At 71.0% G+C, this 20779-nt stretch carries 18 protein-coding genes; 5 read left to right on the top strand and 13 right to left on the bottom strand.

Going from position 1 to position 20779, the window contains the following annotated elements:
* Nucleotides 1-37: 37 nt before the first annotated feature.
* The 12 genes from ACIBQ1_RS29575 to pgsA all read right to left on the bottom strand — a co-directional run bounded on the left by ACIBQ1_RS29575 (nucleotide 38) and on the right by pgsA (nucleotide 12365).
* Nucleotides 38-1771, bottom strand: a complete 1734-nt coding sequence (locus tag ACIBQ1_RS29575) for a hypothetical protein (RefSeq protein ID WP_397282553.1) — start codon at nucleotides 1769-1771, stop codon at nucleotides 38-40.
* Between the two features lie 128 nt (nucleotides 1772-1899).
* The gene (locus tag ACIBQ1_RS29580) at nucleotides 1900-2652 is read right to left on the bottom strand and encodes a YebC/PmpR family DNA-binding transcriptional regulator (protein WP_397282554.1); all 753 of its coding nucleotides are present in this window, start codon (nucleotides 2650-2652) and stop codon (nucleotides 1900-1902) included.
* A 3-nt stretch (nucleotides 2653-2655) separates the two neighbouring features.
* Entirely contained in the window at nucleotides 2656-3234 is a 579-nt protein-coding gene (gene pdxT / locus ACIBQ1_RS29585) for a pyridoxal 5'-phosphate synthase glutaminase subunit PdxT (RefSeq protein WP_397282555.1), read from the bottom strand.
* Nucleotides 3235-3381: 147 nt separating this feature from the next.
* The gene (locus tag ACIBQ1_RS29590; protein ID WP_397282556.1) at nucleotides 3382-4563 is read right to left on the bottom strand and encodes an MFS transporter; all 1182 of its coding nucleotides are present in this window, start codon (nucleotides 4561-4563) and stop codon (nucleotides 3382-3384) included.
* Nucleotides 4564-4648: 85 nt separating this feature from the next.
* Nucleotides 4649-5077, bottom strand: a complete 429-nt coding sequence (locus ACIBQ1_RS29595) for a MarR family winged helix-turn-helix transcriptional regulator (RefSeq protein WP_397282557.1) — start codon at nucleotides 5075-5077, stop codon at nucleotides 4649-4651.
* 88 nt (nucleotides 5078-5165) lie between these two features.
* Nucleotides 5166-6842 (bottom strand): alkaline phosphatase D family protein, encoded by a 1677-nt coding sequence (locus ACIBQ1_RS29600; protein ID WP_397282558.1) that lies wholly within the window; start codon nucleotides 6840-6842, stop codon nucleotides 5166-5168.
* A 216-nt stretch (nucleotides 6843-7058) separates the two neighbouring features.
* Nucleotides 7059-7973, bottom strand: coding sequence for a pyridoxal 5'-phosphate synthase lyase subunit PdxS (pdxS, locus tag ACIBQ1_RS29605; protein WP_253759299.1), 915 nt, complete (start codon nucleotides 7971-7973; stop codon nucleotides 7059-7061).
* A gap of 115 nt (nucleotides 7974-8088) precedes the next feature.
* Complete coding sequence (locus ACIBQ1_RS29610) at nucleotides 8089-9108, bottom strand: DUF3048 domain-containing protein (protein WP_397282559.1); 1020 nt, start codon at nucleotides 9106-9108, stop codon at nucleotides 8089-8091.
* Between the two features lie 62 nt (nucleotides 9109-9170).
* Complete coding sequence (locus tag ACIBQ1_RS29615) at nucleotides 9171-9713, bottom strand: hypothetical protein (RefSeq protein WP_397282560.1); 543 nt, start codon at nucleotides 9711-9713, stop codon at nucleotides 9171-9173.
* The gene (locus tag ACIBQ1_RS29620; RefSeq protein WP_397282561.1) at nucleotides 9710-10840 is read right to left on the bottom strand and encodes a glycosyltransferase family 4 protein; all 1131 of its coding nucleotides are present in this window, start codon (nucleotides 10838-10840) and stop codon (nucleotides 9710-9712) included. The genes ACIBQ1_RS29615 and ACIBQ1_RS29620 overlap by 4 nt, the downstream gene beginning before the upstream one ends.
* The gene (locus ACIBQ1_RS29625; RefSeq protein ID WP_397282562.1) at nucleotides 10837-11745 is read right to left on the bottom strand and encodes a phosphatidylinositol mannoside acyltransferase; all 909 of its coding nucleotides are present in this window, start codon (nucleotides 11743-11745) and stop codon (nucleotides 10837-10839) included. Before ACIBQ1_RS29625 ends, ACIBQ1_RS29620 begins: the two co-directional genes overlap by 4 nt.
* Nucleotides 11742-12365, bottom strand: a complete 624-nt coding sequence (gene pgsA, locus ACIBQ1_RS29630; protein WP_397282563.1) for a phosphatidylinositol phosphate synthase — start codon at nucleotides 12363-12365, stop codon at nucleotides 11742-11744. The genes ACIBQ1_RS29625 and pgsA overlap by 4 nt, the downstream gene beginning before the upstream one ends.
* Nucleotides 12366-12510: 145 nt before the next feature.
* Here pgsA and ACIBQ1_RS29635 point away from each other — a divergent pair, with 145 nt between their 5' ends.
* From ACIBQ1_RS29635 to ACIBQ1_RS29645, 3 genes are all read left to right on the top strand, one after another.
* Nucleotides 12511-14652, top strand: a complete 2142-nt coding sequence (locus ACIBQ1_RS29635; RefSeq protein WP_397282564.1) for an elongation factor G-like protein EF-G2 — start codon at nucleotides 12511-12513, stop codon at nucleotides 14650-14652.
* 142 nt (nucleotides 14653-14794) lie between these two features.
* Nucleotides 14795-16357: a glycoside hydrolase family 10 protein gene (locus ACIBQ1_RS29640; protein ID WP_397282565.1), complete on the top strand. Its 1563-nt coding sequence runs from the start codon at nucleotides 14795-14797 to the stop codon at nucleotides 16355-16357.
* Between the two features lie 196 nt (nucleotides 16358-16553).
* The gene (locus tag ACIBQ1_RS29645; protein ID WP_397282566.1) at nucleotides 16554-18638 is read left to right on the top strand and encodes a hypothetical protein; all 2085 of its coding nucleotides are present in this window, start codon (nucleotides 16554-16556) and stop codon (nucleotides 18636-18638) included.
* Nucleotides 18639-18715: 77 nt separating this feature from the next.
* Here the strand turns inward: ACIBQ1_RS29645 and ACIBQ1_RS29650 are convergent, their stop codons facing one another.
* Nucleotides 18716-19246 (bottom strand): HIT domain-containing protein, encoded by a 531-nt coding sequence (locus ACIBQ1_RS29650; protein WP_350727156.1) that lies wholly within the window; start codon nucleotides 19244-19246, stop codon nucleotides 18716-18718.
* Nucleotides 19247-19322: 76 nt separating this feature from the next.
* Here ACIBQ1_RS29650 and ACIBQ1_RS29655 point away from each other — a divergent pair, with 76 nt between their 5' ends.
* The gene (locus ACIBQ1_RS29655) at nucleotides 19323-19880 is read left to right on the top strand and encodes an Asp23/Gls24 family envelope stress response protein (protein ID WP_397282568.1); all 558 of its coding nucleotides are present in this window, start codon (nucleotides 19323-19325) and stop codon (nucleotides 19878-19880) included.
* 158 nt (nucleotides 19881-20038) lie between these two features.
* The gene (locus ACIBQ1_RS29660) at nucleotides 20039-20761 is read left to right on the top strand and encodes a PIG-L deacetylase family protein (protein ID WP_397282569.1); all 723 of its coding nucleotides are present in this window, start codon (nucleotides 20039-20041) and stop codon (nucleotides 20759-20761) included.
* Nucleotides 20762-20779: the final 18 nt, after the last annotated feature.

The following is a 20779-nucleotide window of genomic DNA, read 5'->3' on the forward strand; positions in this document are numbered from 1 at the left end:
CACGCCCGCGGTCCACCTGATAACGCCGTTGCCGCGCCTACGCGGCGGCGACGCGCGGGCGCGAGCCGTTCGTCGTGATGGCGAGCCTGTCGAGGTAGAGCAGCTGGGCGGCCATGACGGCGACGAGCGCGACGGCGACGACGAGCAGCGGCGTCGAGGCGCCGACGTCCGGCGCGGCCACGGAGAAGGACCCGAGCTGGGCCATCTGCGCCACCGGGGCGGTGTACAACGTGGGCTTCTGCGCGACCAGCAGCGGCCAGATGAGGCCCTGGGCGTTCAGCAGGGCGACGGCCCCGGCGAGGATGCCCGCCATGGGGAGCGACGGGAGGAAGACGCCGCCGAAGAAGTCCTTGTCGGTGCGCTGGGCCAGCCCCTTGCACAGGAGCGTGAGGACGAACAGGGCCGGGACGCTGACCAGGAGGGGCGGGAAGAGGGCCAGGAAGGAGTCGATGAGGCCCATGTTGCGCATGTTCTGCCAGTTCGCGACGCCGAGAGGCCCCGGGCCGACGAACAGCCACGGCGCGAAGACCACCAGCAGCCACTCGCTCCCGCGCCCCAGCGGCCGCAGGCCGCCGATCCCGAGCGCCGCCAGGTAGGCGACGCCCACCGAGACGACCGCTCCTCCGATGGCCGGGACCCAGGTGTTCACCTGGGCGCGCAGAGAGCCCGCCTCGGTGCCGGGCGAGGCGAGCACGCCGTCGATCCACGGCCAGGCGCACACGAGCGCGACGGCGACGAAGACCACCAGCGCCACGATCCCGACGGCCGTGCCGACGGGAGAGGCACCACGCCCGGCGCCCACGGCCGGCGCGCTCGCGACGGCCCCGGGCACGGCCGGCGCTCCGGCAGGGGCCCCCGGAGCGGTCGGTGCCCCCGCGGCGGCCCCGGGCGCGGTACGCGGGGTCAGCGTGACGCTCAGCCGGGAGGCCGCCGCCACGACCGTCGCGACGATGCCCAGCACGCCGAGGATCATCCCCGTGAGGGTCGCAACGGACGCGCCAGGGCCGAACTCGGCCATCCGGAAGGCGGAGTCGTACTGGAGCCCCGCGAGCGTCTCTGTGGAGCGCTCAGGGCCTCCCCGGGTGAGCACGAGGCCGATGGAGAACGTCTGGAGCCCGACCGCGACCGTGGCGATCGCGACGACCACGCCCACCACGAGCATCGCCGGCGCCACACCACCACCGGAAAGGGCGGGCCCGCCGGCGAGGCTCTGCGGGACGGAGCCGGCGCGCAGGGCGGGCAGGAACGCCATGACCGCCAGCGCGCACACCACCCCGAAAGTTCCGGCCGCGACGATCAGCCGGAGCGTTCCAGGCGCGCTCGCGGGGTCGCGCAGCCCCTCGGCCAGCCCCGCCAGGCCCGGCGCGTCCTGCGTCAGCCCCCGCATCCAGGCCGCCGCCACCCCCACAGGCGAGAACGTGACGACCGCCAGCGACAACGCGATCCGCCCGGCCCGCCGCGGCCACGTGCCCGCCCGGTCGAGCGCCAGCGCCAGCAGCGGCGCCACCACCACGGCGACCAGTAACGGCACCGCGACCAGCGTCAGCGTGAACCACGCCGCCCGCCAGAACTCTCCCTCGCCCAGCAGCCTGCCGTAGTTGGCGAACCCCACGTACGTGCTCTCGCTCAGGACGCCACCGCGCTGCAGGCTGAGCCACATCGTCTGGACCGTGGGCAGCACCAGCGAGATCAGGGTGCCGAGCAGCGCGGGCACGGCCAGCAGCCAGCCGAGCGCCGGAGAGGGTGCCTGTGGAGGGGTGGGGGAAGTCACGTCGCCCGACCCTACGCTGCCCCGCCCTCTCTCGCACCCGAAGAAAGCCCCGGAACGGGAAACGCCTGTCGAACAAGGGCACACACGAACAAGGGCCCGGCCTCGCCGAGCCCTCAGCCGCCCGGCCGCTAGTCCAGCGCCGCCAGCACGTCGTCCGGCACGTCGAAGTTGGCGAAGACGTTCTGCACGTCGTCGCTGTCCTCCAGCGCGTCGATGAGGCGGAACACCTTCTTGGCGCCCTCCTCGTCCAGCGGCACGCTCATCGTCGGCAGGAAGCTCGACTCCGCCGAGTCGTAGTCGATCCCGGCGTCCTGCAGCGCCTTGCGGACCGGCACCAGGTCACCGGCCTCGGAGACGACCTCGAACGACTCGCCCAGGTCGTTGACCTCCTCGGCGCCCACCTCGAGGACGGCCATGAGCACGGTGTCCTCGTCGAGCCCGTTCTGCTTGGGCACGATGACGACGCCCTTGCGGTTGAACATGTAGGAGACGGACCCGGGGTCGGCCAGCGAGCCGCCGTTGCGGGTCAGCGCGACGCGGACCTCGGAGGCCGCGCGGTTGCGGTTGTCGGTGAGGCACTCGATGAGCACCGCGACTCCGCCGGGCGCGTAGCCCTCGTACATGATGGTCTGCCAGTCGGCGCCACCGGCTTCGAGGCCGCCGCCGCGCTTGCGGGCGCGCTCGATGTTGTCGTTGGGCACGGAGTTCTTCTTCGCCTTGAAGATGGCGTCGAAGAGGGTGGGGTTGGCGTCCGGGTCGGGGCCACCGGTCCGTGCCGCCACTTCGATGTTCTTGATGAGCTTCGCGAACAGCTTGCCGCGCTTGGCGTCGAGCGCGGCCTTCTTGTGCTTCGTCGTCGCCCATTTGGAGTGGCCGGACATTACCTAGAGCTCCCTCACCATGTCTACGAAGTAACGGTGCACGCGCGTGTCCCCGGTCAGCTCGGGGTGGAACGACGTCGCGAGCAACGGCCCTTGACGGACCGCGACGATCCTATCCCCAGGCTCGCACCTGCCCAGCACTTCGACGTCGCCGCCGAGGGATTCGACCCAGGGCGCGCGGATGAAGACCGCGTGCACCCGCTCCCCCGCGAAGTCCAGGTCGGACTCGAAGGAGTCGACCTGGCGGCCGAACGCGTTGCGCCTGACCACCATGTCGATGCCGCCGATCGTCTGCTGGCCGGCGACGCCGTCCTCGATCCTGTCGGCCAGCATGATCATGCCGGCGCAGGAGCCGTAGGCGGGCATGCCTTCCTTGACCCGCATCCGCAGCGGCTCCAGCATGTCGAAGGTCTCGGCGAGCTTCCACATGGTGGTCGACTCCCCACCGGGGATGACCAGGCCGTCGACCGCGTCCAGCTCGGCCGGTCGGCGCACGGCCGTGGCCGACGCTCCTGCCTCCTGAAGCATGCGCGCATGCTCGCGCACGTCTCCTTGGAGAGCGAGTACACCGATCGTGGGCACAGTCGATCCTTCCGTCTGGGTGCGGGTTCAGACAATTCAACACCAGGATGGACCGGGATCTTCCTGCCGGGCCGTTTTCGCGTCGGCCGCCCGCGTGGCGCGCGGGCGGCCGGGGGCCGTACCGAGGTGCGGTCGCGGGCCGGGAGGTCAGGCCCCGTGGGCGGCGGGAGCCACGGCGTCCTGGAGCGTGTGGTCGGCGTCCACCCGGCTCAGGACGCGCAGGTGGTGGCGCCGGAGGTAAAGGACGGCCATGCCGGCCAGGCAGCACGCGGCGCCGAGCGCGTACGGGACGGCGACGCCGATCTCCTCGCCCAGCTTGGTGGCGATGAACGGGGCCAGCGCGCCGCCCATCCAGCGCACGAAGTTGTAGCCCGCGGAGGCGACGGGCCTGGGCGCGTCGGAGACCTCCATGGCCGACTCGGTGAAGACGGTGTTGTTCAGGCCGATGGGGATGCCGGACAGCACCGTGAACAGGATGATCCCGGCGTGCCCGGACAGGGCGATGCCGATCTGGAACACGGCCAGCAGCGCCAGCGACAGGTGCAGCACGTTCACCGAGCCGATCTTGCGCTGCAGCGGCGGCGCGCCGAACACCGAGGCCAGCGCCACGCAGACGCCCCACCCGAAGAAGACGGCGCCGATGCCGTAGGGGGACATGTGCAGGATGAACGGGGTGAAGGCCAGCACGGTGAAGAACGCGAAGTTGTAGAAGAGCGCGGTGAAGGCCGTGGTGGACAGCCCGCCGTGGGCGAGCGCCTTGATGGGGGCGGCGAGGCTGGTCCTGGCCGCGGGCTTCGGCGTGGCTCTGAGCAGGGTGACGATCAGTACGAGGCCGACGGCCATCAGGGTCGCGGTGCCGAAGAACGGGGCCCGCCAGTTCCAGTCGCCGAGCAGGGCGCCCACCAGGGGGCCGGCGGAGATGCCCAGGCCGAGCGCGGCCTCGTACAGGATGATCGCCGACTCCGCGCCGCCGCTGGCCGCGCCCACGATCACAGCCAGCGCGGTGGCCACGAACAGCGCGTTGCCCAGGCCCCAGCCCGCGCGGAAGCCGACGAGCTCGCCGACGCTGGTGGAGGTGCCGGCGAGCGCGGCGAACACGATGACCAGCGCCAGCCCGGCCAGCAGCGTGCGCTTGCCGCCGATGCGGCTGGAGACCCAGCCGGTGATCAGCATCGCCACCGCCGTCACCAGGAAGTAGCTGGTGAACAGCAGCGACACCTGGCTGGGCGTGGCCTTCAGACCTTGGGCGATGGAGGGGAGGATGGGGTCGACGAGGCCGATGCCCATGAAGGCCACGACCGCGGCGAACGCGGTGGCCCAGACGGACATGGGCTGGCGAAGGATTCCGCCGCCGGATTGCATGGTGCTCCTTTACCTGGGGTTGCGGCCGGCCTGTCTGGGGGTTGCGGCCGAGCTACCGGGGGTTGCGGCCGAGCTTGGCCAGGACGGGCAGCGCGGCCGCGAGCGTGGCGCGCTCGTCGTCGGTGAGCGCGGCCAGTTCCTGGCTGAGGTGGGCGATCCTGGCCCGCCGCACGGCGAGCAGCCGCTCGCGGCCCTCGCCGGTCAGCTCGACCGTCCTGACGCGGGCGTCGGCCGGATCGGAGCCGCGCGCCACCAGGCCGGCGTCCTCCAGGCGGTTGATCTGCACGGTCATGGTGGGCAGCTGTACGGCGTGCTCCTCGGCCAGCCCGGTCATGCGGCGCGGGCCGGGTTCGAGCGAGCCGAGCACGGCGTACTGCTGGCTGGTGACAGGTTGGCCGGCGACGGTGCGCCTGAGCAGGAGGACCAGGTGGCGCAGCACCGTGGAGACCTGCTCGGCCAGGCGGGTGGGGTCGTCCCTCATGCTTAGCCCAACTAACTTAGTCTGGCTAATATTCCGGCGAAGAAGAAGCGGCACCCCGGAACCGGGGTGCCGCTCGTCGAACCGGCCGTCAGGGACGCTCGGTCTCCAGGCGGACCGTCTCCTCCACGGTCATCTGCTGCGGGGCGCGCAGCGTCGGGTCGAGCGGCCGCAGGTAGGTCTGCTGCACCCCCGGCACCCGGTCCTCCACCACGAACGTGGCCCGCGTGTAGACATCGGCGCCCGGCGTCTGCACCTTCGGCACGACCTTGAAGTCCGCGGTCATCTGGTCCCGCTCGATCTTCGTCAGCACGTAACCGCGCTGGTTGTTGTAGAACTTCAGGTGCGGGTTGATCGCCAGGAACGGATGCGTGGCCGGGTCGGAGTCCACCCCGTCGCCGCCGGTCGAGATCGAGGTGGCCACCAGTTCGGAGCCCACCGACGGCCCGGTCGGGTCGTCGTAGTTCAGCTTGAGGTCGCTGGCCCAGTGCGCGTGCACGTCACCGGTCAGCACGACGGCGTTGCGCACCTTGGCGTCCACCCAGCCCTGGGTGATGCGCTGCCGGGAGGCGACGTAGCCGTCCCAGGCGTCCTGGCTGGTGACCTTGGCGGGGCCGGCGTTGTTGTCGCGCTGGGCGAAGAAGACCTGCTGGCCGATGATGTCCCACTGCGCGCGGGAGTTGTGGAAGCCGTCCAGCAGCCAGGACTCCTGCTCGGCCCCGGTGAGCGAGCGGGCCGGGTCCACGGCGGCCGGGCAGTCGCGGTAGCCGTCGCCGCAGCCCTGGTCGTCGCGGTACTGCCGGGTGTCGAGCATGTGGAACATGGCCGTCCGGCCCCACCGGATCCGCCGGTAGAGCTGCATGTCGATGCCGCGCGGGATGGAGGTGCGGCGCAGCGGCATGTTCTCGTAGTAGGCCCGGAAGGCGGCCTCGCGCCTGGCCAGGAAGTTCGGCTGGGGGACCTCGGGCTTCTCGGGGATCTCGTCGGCCCAGTTGTTGTCGATCTCATGGTCGTCCCACACCACCAGCCACGGCGCGGACGCGTGCGCGGCCTGCAGGTCGGGGTCGGCCTTGTACTGGGCGTGGCGCTGGCGGTAGTTGGCCAGGCTCTCGGTCTCGGGGCCCTCGTGGTCGCGGACGTTGCCGCCGGGGATGGTGTAGGTGTCCTTGGTGTACTCGTACTGGTAGTCGCCCAGGTGCAGGATGAGGTCCGCGTTCTCCTCGGCCAGCCTGCGGTACGAGGTGAAGAAGCCGTGCTCGTACTGGGCGCACGAGACGAACGCCATGGCCAGCGAGGTGCCGTACGACAGCGGGTGCGGCGCGGTGCGGGCGCGCCCGACCGGCGAGACGTACGTGCCCACGCGGAAGCGGTACCAGTACTCGCGGTCGGAGCTCAGCCGGTCGACCTCGACGTGCACGCTGTGACCCCACTCGGGCGTGGCCACGCTCACGCCGGAGCGGACGACGCGGCGGCACCGCTCGTCGGCGTACACCTGCCACCGGACCGGGAACGGCCGCTGCGGCATGCCGCCGAACCCGTCCTCGGCCAGCGGCTCCTGGGCGAGCCTGGTCCACAGGACGAAGCCCTCGTGGTCGGGGTCGCCGGAGGCGACGCCGAGCGTGAAGGGGTCGGTACGCAGGTCGCGCGAAGCCAGCTCGACGGCCGGATCGACGGCGGGATCGGCGAGGGCGGCGGTCGCGGGGATGGTCACGGCGGCGCCCGCCGCTAACCCTGTGACGAGGAAGTGCCGACGGTTCAGCTTGGACACGTGTCGCTCCTGTGACGATCAAGGGTGAGGGGGACGCCAGGTAGCTTTACTGAAGATCATGACTACTTGGTGAACTCCACACAACACAGAAAAGGCGGCAACCTTCGCGGATGCCGCCTCTTCTGGCGATTTTCATCGTCACGCTGTGGTGCGCCCCGCCTGCCGTACGTGATCATGCCACGCGGGCAGGCCGGGTGACCTGCAACGACGCGCCGTCTACCAGCCGCGCTCGGCCAGGCGGTGCGGCTGCGGGATCTCGTCGACGTTGATGCCGACCATGGCCTCGCCCAGGCCGCGCGAGACCTTGGCGATGACGTCGGGGTCGTCGTAGAAGGTCGTGGCCTTGACGATGGCCGCGGCGCGCTTGGCCGGGTCGCCCGACTTGAAGATGCCCGAGCCCACGAACACGCCCTCGGCCCCGAGCTGCATCATCATCGCGGCGTCGGCCGGGGTGGCGATGCCGCCCGCGGTGAACAGCACGACCGGCAGCTTGCCCGTCTTGGCCACCTCGGCGACCAGCTCGTACGGGGCCTGCAGCTCCTTGGCCGCGACGTACAGCTCGTCCTCGGGCAGCGAGGTGAGGCGCTTGATCTCGGCGCGGATCGTGCGCATGTGGGTGACGGCGTTGGAGACGTCGCCGGTGCCGGCCTCGCCCTTGGAGCGGATCATGGCCGCGCCCTCGGTGATGCGGCGCAGGGCCTCGCCCAGGTTGGTGGCCCCGCACACGAACGGCACGGTGAACTGCCACTTGTCGATGTGGTTGGCGTAGTCGGCCGGGGTCAGCACCTCCGACTCGTCCACGTAGTCGACGCCGAGCGCCTGCAGGACCCTGGCCTCGACGAAGTGGCCGATGCGGGCCTTGGCCATCACGGGGATCGACACGGCGGCGATGATGCCGTCGATCATGTCGGGGTCGCTCATCCTGGACACCCCGCCCTGGGCGCGGATGTCGGCGGGCACACGCTCGAGGGCCATGACGGCCACCGCGCCGGCGTCTTCGGCGATCTTGGCCTGCTCGGGGGTGACGACGTCCATGATGACGCCGCCCTTGAGCATCTCGGCCATGCCACGCTTGACACGGGCGGTTCCGGTGACGGGGGTGCTTTCAGGCGTGCTGGTCGACACGGTCATCCTCACGGCTCTCACGGCTTCGGTAAGTTATCAACCCCATGGTAGGTCCTGAAGGACCCCTCCCCCGACATGCCAAGATGTCAGGATTTATCGCCATAGTTAGACAGGTAGGCGTCTAGGGGATGACGGGTTTGCGGCTGGCGAGCGCCACCCAGACCTGGCCGGGCGCGAAGTTCATCGGCTCGCCGCTCTGCGTGGTGAACGTCGTGCCGGTGTCCTCGGATTCCCGCTCCCAGTTCGCCTGGTACGCCTTGCCGTCGCGCAGCACGATCGCCTTGCCCTTGCCCGTGGTGTGCACGAGCGGCGTGTAGCTCTGGTTCTTGTCGTGGAACTGCGAGCGCTCGGTCTTGGTGTACTGGACGACGATCGTGGGCGCGCCGAGCTGGCCGCCCTCCGCCGCCATGTCCTTCTTGCCGTCCTGCCAGATCAGCCACTGCTTCTTCTCCTCCGACCAGGCGAAGGTGAAGCGCGCCGCGGGCCACTTGACGGTGTACGACTTCTTGTCCACGCCGCCCTCGGCCGGGGCCTCGCCGAAGGTGAAGCCGATGTCCTTGGCCTTGCTCGCCTTGGGGGCCTTGGACAGGAGCTGCTTGGTGTTGGCGAAGAGGTTGTAGGGGGCGAAGCGGCCCGGCTGGCGGAAGTAGGCGCCGGGGTTGCGCGTGTCGCCGACGTCGAACAGCGACGCCTTGGCCACGAACGGCAGCATCAGGGTCTGCACGCCCGAGTAGGCGAAGGCCGGCTTGCCGAACTGCGGCGTGATGTGCAGGTCGGAGATGCGGGCGCTGCGGACGGGGCCGACCTTGGGCGGGACCTTGGAGGAGAAGACCGCCATGAGCCGGGTCAGGCCCGCCTCGACCTGCTCGACATAGACGATGTCCGCGCTCTTGAGGCCGAGCTGCGGCTTGCCCGCCGCGGTGTTCTCGATCTTCACCGCGAGCACGGGATTCAGCTCGTCGTACGGCTTGCCGGTGAACGGGTGCCCCTCGGGCGCCTCGGTGGGCTGCTCGCTGGGCGCGGCCGTGGCGGCCTGAGGCGCCTTCCCGGGGGCGGGCTCCTCCGCGGAGGAGCAGGACACGACGGGCAGCAGCACCGCCGCGCCGGCCAGTGTGACCGAGATCATCCGGGGTAGCCGCACGTGAACACTCCTCGCTTCAGCCCGAAAAACGGGATGAAGCTTACTGGCTTCCCCAAATCAGGTCATTCAGTTGCCATAGCCGCTGGCGGATTGTCATCAATCTCGAAGAATTGCGGGTATTCGGTATGCCCGGCCAGGCGGAGGGTTCTGGCCAGCCAGCGCCGCTGCGCCGTGCGCGTGACCGCAACCGCATTGTTGTAGAAGCGGCGCGAGTAGACGACCTTGGCCACCGCCGTGTCGAGCTCGTCCAGCAGGTCGCCGCCGCCGGGCGGCTCCGACAGCTTCTCCCTGAACCGCTCCTGGTCCACGACCGCGCGCAGGGCGCGCGACAGGTCGCTCTCGGCGTGCTCGCGCTCCTCCGGGCCCGCCGTCCTGGCCTCGTGCGCGGCGGCGGCCAGCACCAGGGAGGTCGCGGGGTCGAGCAGGCGCGACCCGGCCAGCTCCAGCACCACCGCCCTGCGCCGCATCAGCGCGGCGTCCAGCGACTCCTGGGCCAGCTCCAGCCGGATGTGCAGGCGGTCGAGCCGGCCCGCGCGCCAGGAGACGTAGACGGCCATGAGCACGACGACGATGCCGGCGATCAGCACGACGATGGTGGGTGTCACAGGTCTTCCTCCACGCGCCCCGCCCCGCTCGTGGTGACGGTCTCGTAGACGCGTACGACGTCCCGCGCCACCGTCGACCAGTCGTACTTCCGCACCGCCACCAGCGCCTCGGCGGCCAGCTTGGCCCGCCGCTCGGGCGCGTCGAGCAACGCGGCGGCCTCGCGCGCCAGCGAGTCCGCGTCGCCGTTGGCGAACAGCGCGCCCGCCTGCCCCTCGCCCAGCACCCTGCGGAAGGCCGGGATGTCGCTGGCCAGCACCGTCGCCCCGGACGCCATGGCCTCGGCCAGCACGATGCCGAAGCTCTCGCCGCGCGTGTTGGGCGCGCAGAACACGTCCACCGAGTGGTAGGCGCGGATCTTGTCGGCCTCGCTCACCATGCCCAGCACGGTCACCCGGTCGTGGAGCTCCTTCGGCACCCGCTCGTACACGTCCTTGGCGTCGCCGGGTCCGGCGAGCAGCAGCTTCAGGCCGGGCCGCCGGGCCGCGAGCGTCCTGAACGCGTCGAGCAGGATCGGCAGGCCCTTGCGCTCCTCGTCCATCCGGCCCAGGAAGCCGATCGTGGCGCCGTCGGGGCCCCAGCCGTCGAGCGGCTCGGCCTCGGTGTAGCGGGAGACGGTGACGCCGTTGGGGATCAGCACGGCGTCGCCGCCGAACTGCTCGACCAGGCTCTTGCGGGCCGCGTCGGAGACCGCGATGCGGCCCGCCAGCTTCTCCAGCGCGCTGCGCAGTAACGGCTCGGCCACCGCGATGGCCCGCGAGCGCGTGAACGACGCGTGGAACGTGGCCACGATCGGCCCCTTGGCCGCCCAGCAGGCCAGCACGCCCAGGCTCGGGATCAGCGGCTCGTGGATGTGCAGCACGTCGAACTCGCCCGTGCGCACCCACCGCCGCACCCGCGCGGCCGACAGGAAGCCGAACGACATCCTGGCCACCGACCCGTTGTACGGCACCGGCATCGCCCGGCCCGCGCCCGTCACGTACGGGGGCAGATCGTCGTCGTCGGCCGCCGGCGCGATCACCGACACCTCGTGCCCCTGCGCCAGCAGTGCCTGGGCCAGGTCGTCGACGTGCTGCTTGACCCCGCCCGGCATGTCCCACGAGTAGGGACAGACGATGCCGATGTTCATCGCGAGAGGTCTTCCAGCCAGAGCCGCTGCAACATGTGCCAATCCTCCGGGTGCTCGGAGATCCCCTTCTCGAACACGTCGGCCAGCGCCTGCGCCACCGCCGCGACCTTCTCCTGCCGGGTGCCCTCGGCCGGGACCGGGACCTCCTCGTGGATGTGGATGCCCCAGTCGTCGCCCACGTTGTAGAGGATGGCCGGCAGCAGCGCGGCCCCCGTCTGCACGGCCAGCAGCGGCGGCCCGGCGGGGACCTTGGTCGCCCCGCCGAAGAAGCGCACCTCGACGCCGCCCTTGGTCAGGTCGCGCTCGGCGGGCAGGCACACGACGCCGCCCTTGCGCACGCGGGTCGCCAGCGTGCCGAAGTTGTGCCCGTCGCCGCCGGTCAGCGGCAGCACCTCCATGCCGAGCCCCTCGCGGAAGGCGACGTACCGGCGGAACAGCGACTCGGGCTTGAGCCGCTCGGCCACGGTCGCGAACGGGTGGCCCACCCCCACCAGCCACGCCCCGGCCTGGTCCCAGTTGCCCATGTGGGGCAGCGCCAGCACCACGCCCCGCCCGGCCGCCACGGTGGAGTGGACGTGCTCGGCCCCGATGACGTGGCTGCGGCGCACGATCTCCTCGACGCCCATCGACGGCAGCCGGAAGATCTCGTGGAAGTAGCGGAAGTACGAGCGCATGCCGGCCCTGCTGAGCTCGCGCAGCTCGCGGCTGCCCGCGTCGAGCCCGGTCACCCTGGCCAGGTTGGACTCCAGCCGGCGCACGGACTTGCCCCGCCTGCTCCAGACGCGGTCGGCCAGGAAGCGGAAGACCGCGGCCGTCGGGCGCTCGGGCAGCAGCGGCACGAGCTTCCAGCCCGCCGCGAACCCCGAGGCCACGATCCGATCGCCGAAAGACGCCTTGTCGCTCATCTCTCCCTCGTCTGCCGGTAGACGGCCAGCACGCGCTGCCCCACCGTGAACACGCTGGCCGCCGCGAGCAGCCACATGCCCACAGGAAGAATGTACGGAACGCCGAGCCCCGCGAGACAGGCCGCGACGAGCGCCACGACCAGCCGCTCCGGCCGCTCGGCCAGCCCCACGTCGGCCGTGAGCCCGAGCCCCTCCGCCCTGGCCTTGGCGTAGGACACCAGGGAGCCCGCGATCAGGCAGACCAGCGTCACGGCGGCCATGAGCGTGTCGTGCTCGGAGATGAAGTAGAGGATCAGGCCGGCGAAGATCGCCGCGTCGGCCACCCGGTCGAACGTCGAGTCGAGGAACGCGCCCCAGGTGGAGCCGCCCTTCCCGCCGAGCCGGGCCACCACGCCGTCGAGCAGGTCGAACAGCACGAACACGGTGATCACGAGAGCGCCCCAGGTCAGCTGGCCCAGGGGGAAGAAGAGCAGGGCGGAGACGACCGTGCCGAGGGTGCCGATCGCCGTGACGGCGTTCGGGCCGATCCCGCGGCCGACGAGGGCCCTGCCCAGCGGGGTGAGTATCCGGGTCATGGCCGGGCGCAGGAGTTTGAGCATCGCGGTCCGATCGTAGGCCATGGAACGCCTGACAACTTTCTTTGCCCCACCCCCCTTGTGATATCCGCCACAGGGGTATTTGGTGAACACACCGCGTCCATGCGGTTTCCAGACACCCTCCGCTTGGGCGCGGTCGTTGGAATATCCGGCGACGCGGGAGGCTGATGTGGCAGAGAAGAACACCGGTGGCACTGCGGGAGCCGCGGGCAGGGCACCCACGGCCGACAGGGCGGATGCGATACGCAATGTCGTGCTGGTCGGCCACTCCGGAGCGGGCAAGACGACCCTCGCCGAGCAGCTGCTGACCGCGACCGGCACCGTCCAGCGCGCCGGCCGCGTGGAGGACGGCAACACGGTCAGCGACTTCGACGAGGTCGAGGTCCGGCAGCAGCGGTCGGTCAACCTCGCCGTGGCGCCGCTGGTCCACAACAGTATCAAGATCAACCTTCTCGACACCCCAGGTTACGCCGATTTCGTGGGCGACCTGCGCGCGGGGCTGCGCGCGGCGGACGCCGCGCTGTTCGTGGTGCCGGCCTCCGAGGGGATCGACGGCCTCACCCAGATGCTGTGGGAGGAGTGCGCCCAGGTCGGCATGCCGCGGGCGGTGGTGATCACCAAGATCGACCACCAGCGGGCCGAGTTCGACGAGGTCCTCGCGAAGTGCCAGGAGGTCTTCGGCGACGGCGTCGCACCCCTTTACCTGCCGGTCATCACCAACGGCCACGTGAACGGCCTGATCGGGCTGCTGTCGCAGAAGTTCTACAACTACGCCACGGGCACCCGCACGGAGAAGGAGCCGGGCGCGGAGTACGCGGCGCAGATCGAGGAGCGCCGCGGCGAGCTGATCGAGGGGATCATCCAGGAGAGCGAAGACGAGTCGCTCATGGAGCGCTATCTCGAAGGCGAGCCCATCGACACCAAGGTCCTGGTGGAGGACCTGGAGAAGGCCGTCGCGCGCGGCAGCTTCTACCCGGTGCTGTGCAGCGGGCTCGGCGTCGGCGCGCAGGAGATCCTCGAACTCATGACGCAGGGCTTCCCCTCGCCCCTCGAACACCCCTTGCCGGAGATCACCGACCTGTCCGGCAAGCCGGTCAAGGGCATCGCCTGCGACCCCGACGGCCCGCTCGTGGCCGAGGTCGTCAAGACCACCAGCGACCCGTACGTGGGCCGCATCAGCCTCGTACGCGTCTTCTCGGGCACGTTGCGCCCCGACATGACCGTGCACGTGTCCGGGCACGGCCTGGCCGACCGCGGGCACGAGGACCACGACGTGGACGAGCGCATCGGCACCCTGACCTGCCCGCTGGGCAAGCAGCAGCGCCCCGCGGCCAAGGGCACGGCGGGCGACATCGTGGCGGTGGCCAAGCTGTCGCGGGCCGAGACCGGCGACACGCTGTCGGAGGTCGAGCATCCGCTGCTGATGACCGCGTGGGCCATGCCCGACCCGCTGCTGCCGGTGGCGATCAGGGCCAGGTCGAAGGCCGACGAGGACAAGCTGTCGCAGGCCCTGGCGCGGCTGGTGGCCGAGGACCCGACCCTGCGCCTGGAGAACAACGCCGAGACCCGGCAGCTCGTCCTGTGGTGCATGGGCGAGGCGCACACCGACGTGCTGCTCGACCGCCTTTCCAAGCGCCACGGCGTCGAGGTGGAGCGGGTCGGGCTGCGGGTGCCGCTGCGCGAGACGTTCGGCGGCAAGTGCCAGGCGATGGGCCGCAACGTCAAGCAGACCGGCGGCCACGGCCAGTACGCGATCTGCCACCTCGAGGTCGAGCCGCTGCCGTCGGGCGGCGGGTTCGAGTTCGTCGACAAGATCGTGGGCGGCGTGGTGCCGCGGCAGTTCATCCCGTCGGTGGAGAAGGGCGTGCGGGCCCAGATGGAGCGGGGCGTCGTGGCCGGCTACCCGATGGTGGACGTGCGCGTCACCCTGTACGACGGCAAGGCCCACTCGGTCGACTCCTCCGACATGGCCTTCCAGATCGCCGGCCAGCTCGCGCTGAAGGAGGCGGCGTCGAAGGTGTCGACGCTGCTGCTGGAGCCGGTGGACGAGCTGTCGGTGCTCGTCGCCGACGACTACGTGGGGTCGGTGATGTCCGACCTGTCGTCGCGGCGCGGGCGGGTGCTCGGCACGGAGCCCGTCGGCACGGGACGCACGCTGGTCAAGGCCGAGGTGCCCGAGCTGGAGATCACCCGGTACGCCATCGATCTGAGATCCATGTCACACGGCACCGGGACGTTCCAGCGGACCTTCCTGCGCTACGAGCCCCTTCCGCCGAACCTGGCGAGCAAGGTGGCCGACACCGCGGACTGAGGCCCGGAACGAGGCTGGACGGCGCCGGGAGGGCTTTGCTCCCTCCCGGCCCAGCCATGGACTTTTGTCACAGAAGCATCACGAGTCGATTTCTTTTTTTCGTACCGAGCATCCCGCGGCAACTGCCACACTGGGTGGCATTATGCGAACTGGACGCCCACTCCTGGCCGCTGCTGCTCTCGCGGTCGTGACCACCTCCGCCGCCTACGTCTTCGGCCCCGGCGCCGGGGAGAGCCCAGCAGCGAGCAAGAAGAAGACGGCCATCGCCGCCGCACCCGTCGCGGCCTGCACGGCCGACGCCCGCTATCCCAAGCGCGAGCTGCGCGGGGTGTGGATCGCCACCACCCAGAACATCGACTGGCCCGCCAAGGCGGGGCTCTCTCCCGACCGGCAGCGGGCCGAGTACGTGAAGATCCTGGACGGCGCCGCCAAGCGCAACCTCAACGCGGTCTTCGTCCAGGTCCGGCCCGCCTCCGACGCGCTGTACAAGTCGTCGCTGGAGCCCTGGACCCAATATCTGACGGGCACGGCCGGCAAGGACCCCGGCTGGGACCCGCTGCCGTTCCTCATCGACGAGGCGCACAAGCGCGGCATGGAGTTCCACGCCTGGTTCAACCCGTACCGCGCCTCCTACGGCGACAGCGCCGCCAAGCTGCCCGCCGGCCACCCGGCGCGCAAGCACCCCGACTGGACGATCAAGTACGGCGGCCGTCTCTACTACAACCCCGGCCTGCCCGCCGTCCGCGACCACGTGACCAAGGTCATCACGGACGTGGTGTCCCGTTACGACATCGACGGGGTGCACTTCGACGACTACTTCTACCCGTACCCGGCGGCGGGGCAGAAGTTCGACGACGCGGCGGCGTTCGCGAAGTACGGCGACGGCAAGAAGCTCGCCGCCTGGCGGCGCGACAACGTCAACACGCTCGTCGCGCAGGTCGACAAGGCCGTCCACGACACCAAGGGGTACGTCAAGTTCGGGATCAGCCCCTTCGGCATCTGGCGCAACAAGTCGAACGACCCGACCGGCTCCGCCACTTCGGGCATGTCCGCGTACGACTCGATTTATGCGGACGCGCGCGCCTGGATCAAGTCGGGCACCGTCGACTACGTGCTCCCGCAGCTCTACTGGCCGCGCGGCCACAAGCTGGCCGACTACAACACGCTGGCGGCCTGGTGGTCCGACGAGGTCAAGGGCACGGACGTGCAGCTGTACATCGGCCAGGGGCTCTACCGGGTCGGGGCCAAGGACGACCGCGCCTGGACCAAGCCCGGCGAGCTGGCCGCCGAGGTGGGCGTGAACCGGGATCACAAGCAGGTGAGGGGTGAGGTCTACTTCAGCGCCAAGAACCTGCTGGCCAACCCCATCGGGTCCGTGGACCGCGTCGCCAAGAACCACTACTCCCGCCCCGCCCTGCTGCCCCTGATCAAGGAGCGCGGCGGCTCCGCCCCTCCCGCCCCGGCGGGCCTCAAGGCCGGCGGCTCCCAGCTGTCCTGGAAGCCGTCCCAGGGGGCGCGGGCGTACGCGGTGTACCAGGTGCCCAAGTCCGGCAAGGGCTGCCACGGCACGGACGCCCGCAACCTGGTCGCCGTCGTGACCAGCCCGTCTTTCGCGGCCACGCCGGACGCGACCTACCTGGTCTCGGCCGTCGACCGCCTCGGCCACGAGAGCAAGGCCGTCAAGGTGAAGACCCCGGCCCCGTAAGGGCCCGACGAGCGTGGCGGGTGCCGGTCCCGGGGGCCGCGTGCCTCACGAAACACGCCATCCGCGCCATCTCCCGCAAATCCTAACGACGCACGTGATAGACGCACCGCATGAGAGGGTAGTCGGGTCCGGTGGCGCCGGAACATGACCTAGCTCTACCGTGCCACGGAACCATCGATCACGGAAGGTCATCGGGATGAGGCGCGCGCTAGTCGTGCTGGCCGTGCTGGTCGGTCAGGTCCTGCTCGGCCAGGGGCTGTCCACCGGTCCGGCCCAGGCAGCGAAAGACACCGGCGCGGGCCGGGTCGCGCTGATCGGCGTGTCCGGCCTGCACTGGAACGACATCACCCAGGCGGACTCCCCCAACCTGTGGGAGCTGGCCGGGTCCAGCGCGATCGGCTCGCTGTCCGTACGTACCGTCGGCGGCGTGACCTGCCCCTACGACGGCTGGCTGACTGTTTCGGCGGGCACCAGGTCGGCGGCCGGATACAGCTGCGGCGCGCCCCCCATGCCCGAGCAGCAGGGCGCGGGCGCGGTCATCCCCGGCTACCGCTACCTCATCGACGTGGCCGGGCAGCGCAACGCGGGCACGCTGGGCGAGTCGCTGAAGGCGGCCGGGCAGTGCTCGATCGCCATCGGCCCCGGCGCCGCGCTGGGCCTGGCCGACCGGCAGGGCGCGATCCAGCAGTACCACTCCTCGCCGCTCCAGGTCCGCACGCCCGACCTCGAACGCTGCCGGATGATCGCCATGGACGTGGACGACCTCGTCCGCCCCTACCTGGCCGGCGGCAAGCTGCCCAAGGTGCCCGACCAGCTCAGCGCCGCCGAGCGGCGTAACGCGCTGCGGATGGCCGACGCCAAGGCGGGCGCGCTGCTGTCGGTCCTGCCCGCCGACACGACGGTGCTGCTCGCGGGCCTGTCCGACCACGGCTCCGTGCCCCACCTGCGGGTGGCCGCGCTGCGCGAGCCCGGCGCGCAGGGCCACCTGCTCGGCGCGGCCTCCACCCGCCGCGAGGACATCTCGATCCTGCCCGACCTGACCTCCACCATCCTGACCCAGCTCGGGGTGCCGGTCCCTGGCACCGTGGTGGGCGTCCCGCTGCAGGTCGGCGGGCCGGGCGCGACGTTCGCGCAGCTCCAGCGGGCCGACGCCACCGCGCAGGCCATCCGCTCGATCAAGGGCATCTACTTCACGGCCGTGGCCGTCCTGCAGGTGCTGTTCTACGTGGTCGCGTTCCTGATGCTGCGCCGCCGCAAGGGCCTGGAGCCGGTACGTTTCGCGGCCGTCGCCCTGGCCGCCCTGCCCGTCTCCAGCTACCTGGTCAACCTGCTGCCCTGGTCGAGCCTGCCGCAACTGGTGGCCGGGGTGCTCGGGTGGGCGGCGGTCGTCACGGCGGTGGCGTTCGCGGGGCCGTGGCGGCGCCGGCCGCTGGGCCCCCTGGCGGTGGTGGCCGGGATCACCGCGCTCACGCTGGCGGGCGACCTGCTGACCGGTACGACGTTGCAGCTCAACAGCATCATGGGCTACAGCGCGGACGTCGGGGCCCGCTACTACGGCCTGGGGAACATCCCGTTCGCGCTCCTGGCCACCGGCACCCTGCTGGCCACCACGGTGATCGCGCACCGGTGGCCGGGCAGGGTGGGGCTGGCCGCGATCGTGGTGCTGGGGACGTTCGCGATGGTGCTCGGCGGGTCCGGGATGGGCAGCGACTTCGGCGGCGTGATCGCGTTCGTGCCGGGCATCGCGGTGACCGCGCTGCTCCTGGCGGGCAAGCGGGTCTCGCTGGTGAAGCTGGGCGCGTTCCTGGTGGCCGGTGGGGTGATCGTGATGACGTTCGCCTGGCTCAACTACCTGAAGCCGGCCGACGAGCAGACGCACCTGGGCCGGTTCGTGGGGCAGGTGCTGAGCGGGGAGGCGTTCGACGTCATCCTGCGCAAGCTGCACGCCATGCTCGCCACCCTCCTCAGCCCCAACCTGATGCCGATCGTGATCGCGGCCGCCGCCTTCCTCGTGTACGCGATCCTGCGTCCCGAGCAGGCATCGGCCGGGGTCGTGCCGGCCGCGTTCGAGCACTCGCCGGCGCTGCGCGCCGGGCTGATCGGCACGCTCGTGAGCGGCGTGATCGGGATGCTCGTGAACGACTCGGGCGCGGCGGTGCTGTCCATGGCCCTGGCGCTGGCCGTACCCCTCCTGCTGGCCACCGGCATCGGCGTGCTGCGGCGCGACCGCGAGCCGGTCGCCGGCCGTACCTCGTCGGACTTAGCGACCGCGACGAGGTAGCGCCCCCTCGGGCACAGCAGTAGCCACCGCCACGTTCCAGGGGGTCTGCGGGGCGTTCCGCCGACTCCGGGGGCGGGTCAGTCCCAGGCGTCGGCGAGCAGCTGGCGGGTGTCGCGGAGCAGCTGCGGCAGGACCTTGGTCTGGCCCACGACCGGCATGAAGTTCGTGTCGCCGCCCCACCTGGGCACCACGTGCTGGTGCAGGTGGGCGGCGATGCCGGCGCCGGCGACGTGGCCGAGGTTCATGCCGACGTTGAAACCCTGCGCGCCGCTGGCCTTGCGCAGCGCGCGCAGCGACTTCTGCGTGAACTCCCCCAGCTCGACCAGCTCGGCCGGCACCAGCTCGTCGTAGTCGGACACGTGCCGGTAGGGGACCACCATCAGGTGGCCGGAGTTGTACGGGTACAGGTTGAGCACGGCGTAGACCGTCTCGCCCCGGGCGACGATCAGGCCGTCCTCGTCGCTCATCTTGGGGATCGCGTCGAACGGGCACCCGTCATCGGGGCCGCTGCCCGTCGGTTTGTTCTCGCCCTTGATGTAGGCCATGCGATGCGGGGTCCACAGACGCTCGAAGTTGTCGGGGGACCCTGCCCCTGCCTGATCGTGCATACCTAGCAGCATAGGACCACGGACAAACGGCCCGCTCTTCCGGCACAATCCCAAGCACCGTCTACAGGAGGCCGCGATGAGCGACGCTTTGGCCGAGCACGACGCCCTGCCGACCGCCCACTCCCTCTCACCTGCCGACACCCCCGACCCCGCCGACGGCCCGGTCGAAGAGGCCGGCCCCGCATCCACCAGCGTGCTGCCCCCGGAGACGCCCTCCTTCGGCACCGTCGTCAAGGGCCGGATCAAGGTCGCCGACGAGGTGGTCGAGAAGGTCGCCGCCCTGGCGGCCCTCGAGGTCACCGGTGTCGCCGATCTCGGTGGCGACCTGGCGCGGGCCTTCGAGTCCGTACGCGACCGCATCGGCATCGGCTCCCGGCGCGCCAACCAGGGAGTGAGCGCGCAGATCCAGGACCGTCAGGTGTCCGTGAGCGTGACCATCGTGGTGGAGTACGGCCACGTGGTGATGGAGGTCGCCTCCGAGGTCAAGACGAACGTGGCCAGGAACGTCAGCCACATGCTCGGGATGCGGGTCGCGGAGGTCAACGTGACGGTCGACGACGTCCGCCTGCCGGGCGAGCCCCGCCCCCTCCCCCGCGACACCCCCGACGACGATCCCCTCCCCGCCACCCCCTGACACCTCACCGGGGCGGCAACCGCCCCTGCAAGGCACACGCCTGACTCTCGACGCGGCGATACGCCCGACTCCACCCCAGCCGACGATCCGCAGAACGCTCCGGACGAGCTGTGCGCGAAGCCCTCCGGGCGCGTAGGGCGGACCTTAGGGTGTGGGCCATGAGCGATCAACTGGAGCCCATGCCCGACGACTGGCAGCGCGCCCTGGCCATCGTGGCGCACCCCGACGACCTCGAGTACGGCTGCGCCGCCGCCATCGCCGCCTGGACCGACCAGGGTCGCGAGGTCGCGTACCTGATCGCCACCAGGGGCGAGGCCGGCATCGACACGCTCGCTCCCGCCGAGGCCGGGCCGTTGCGGGAGCGGGAGGAGCGGGCCAGTGCGGCTGTCGTCGGGGTGACGAGCGTGGAGTTCCTCGACCACCCCGACGGCGTGATCGAGTACGGGATCGCGCTCAGGAAGGACATCGCCGCCGCCATCCGCAGGCACCGGCCCGAGCTCGTGATCACCCTGAACCCGGACGACACCTGGGGCGGGACGTACTGGAACAGCCCCGACCACCGCGCCGTGGGCCGGGCCGTTCTGGACGCGGCCGGGGACGCGGGTAATAGGTGGATATTTCCGGATACGGAGGCGGGGCCCTGGAACGGCGTCCGCTGGGTCGCCGTCGCGGGCACCGACTCCCCCACCCACGCCGTGGACGTCACCGACGGCCTGGAGCGCGGCGTGCGCTCGCTCGTGGAGCACCGCGCCTACATCGAGGCGCTCACCGACCAGGACCCCGAGTCGTACGCCCGCGAGCTCATCGAGGGCTTCGCCCACGAGACGGCCGAGCGCTTCGGCGGCCACCCCGCCATCACGTTCCGCCTGTTCACCCGTTGATCCCGGCCCGTCCGGACA

Source organism: Nonomuraea sp. NPDC050153 (assembly GCF_044460125.1).
Lineage (GTDB): Bacteria > Actinomycetota > Actinomycetes > Streptosporangiales > Streptosporangiaceae > Nonomuraea.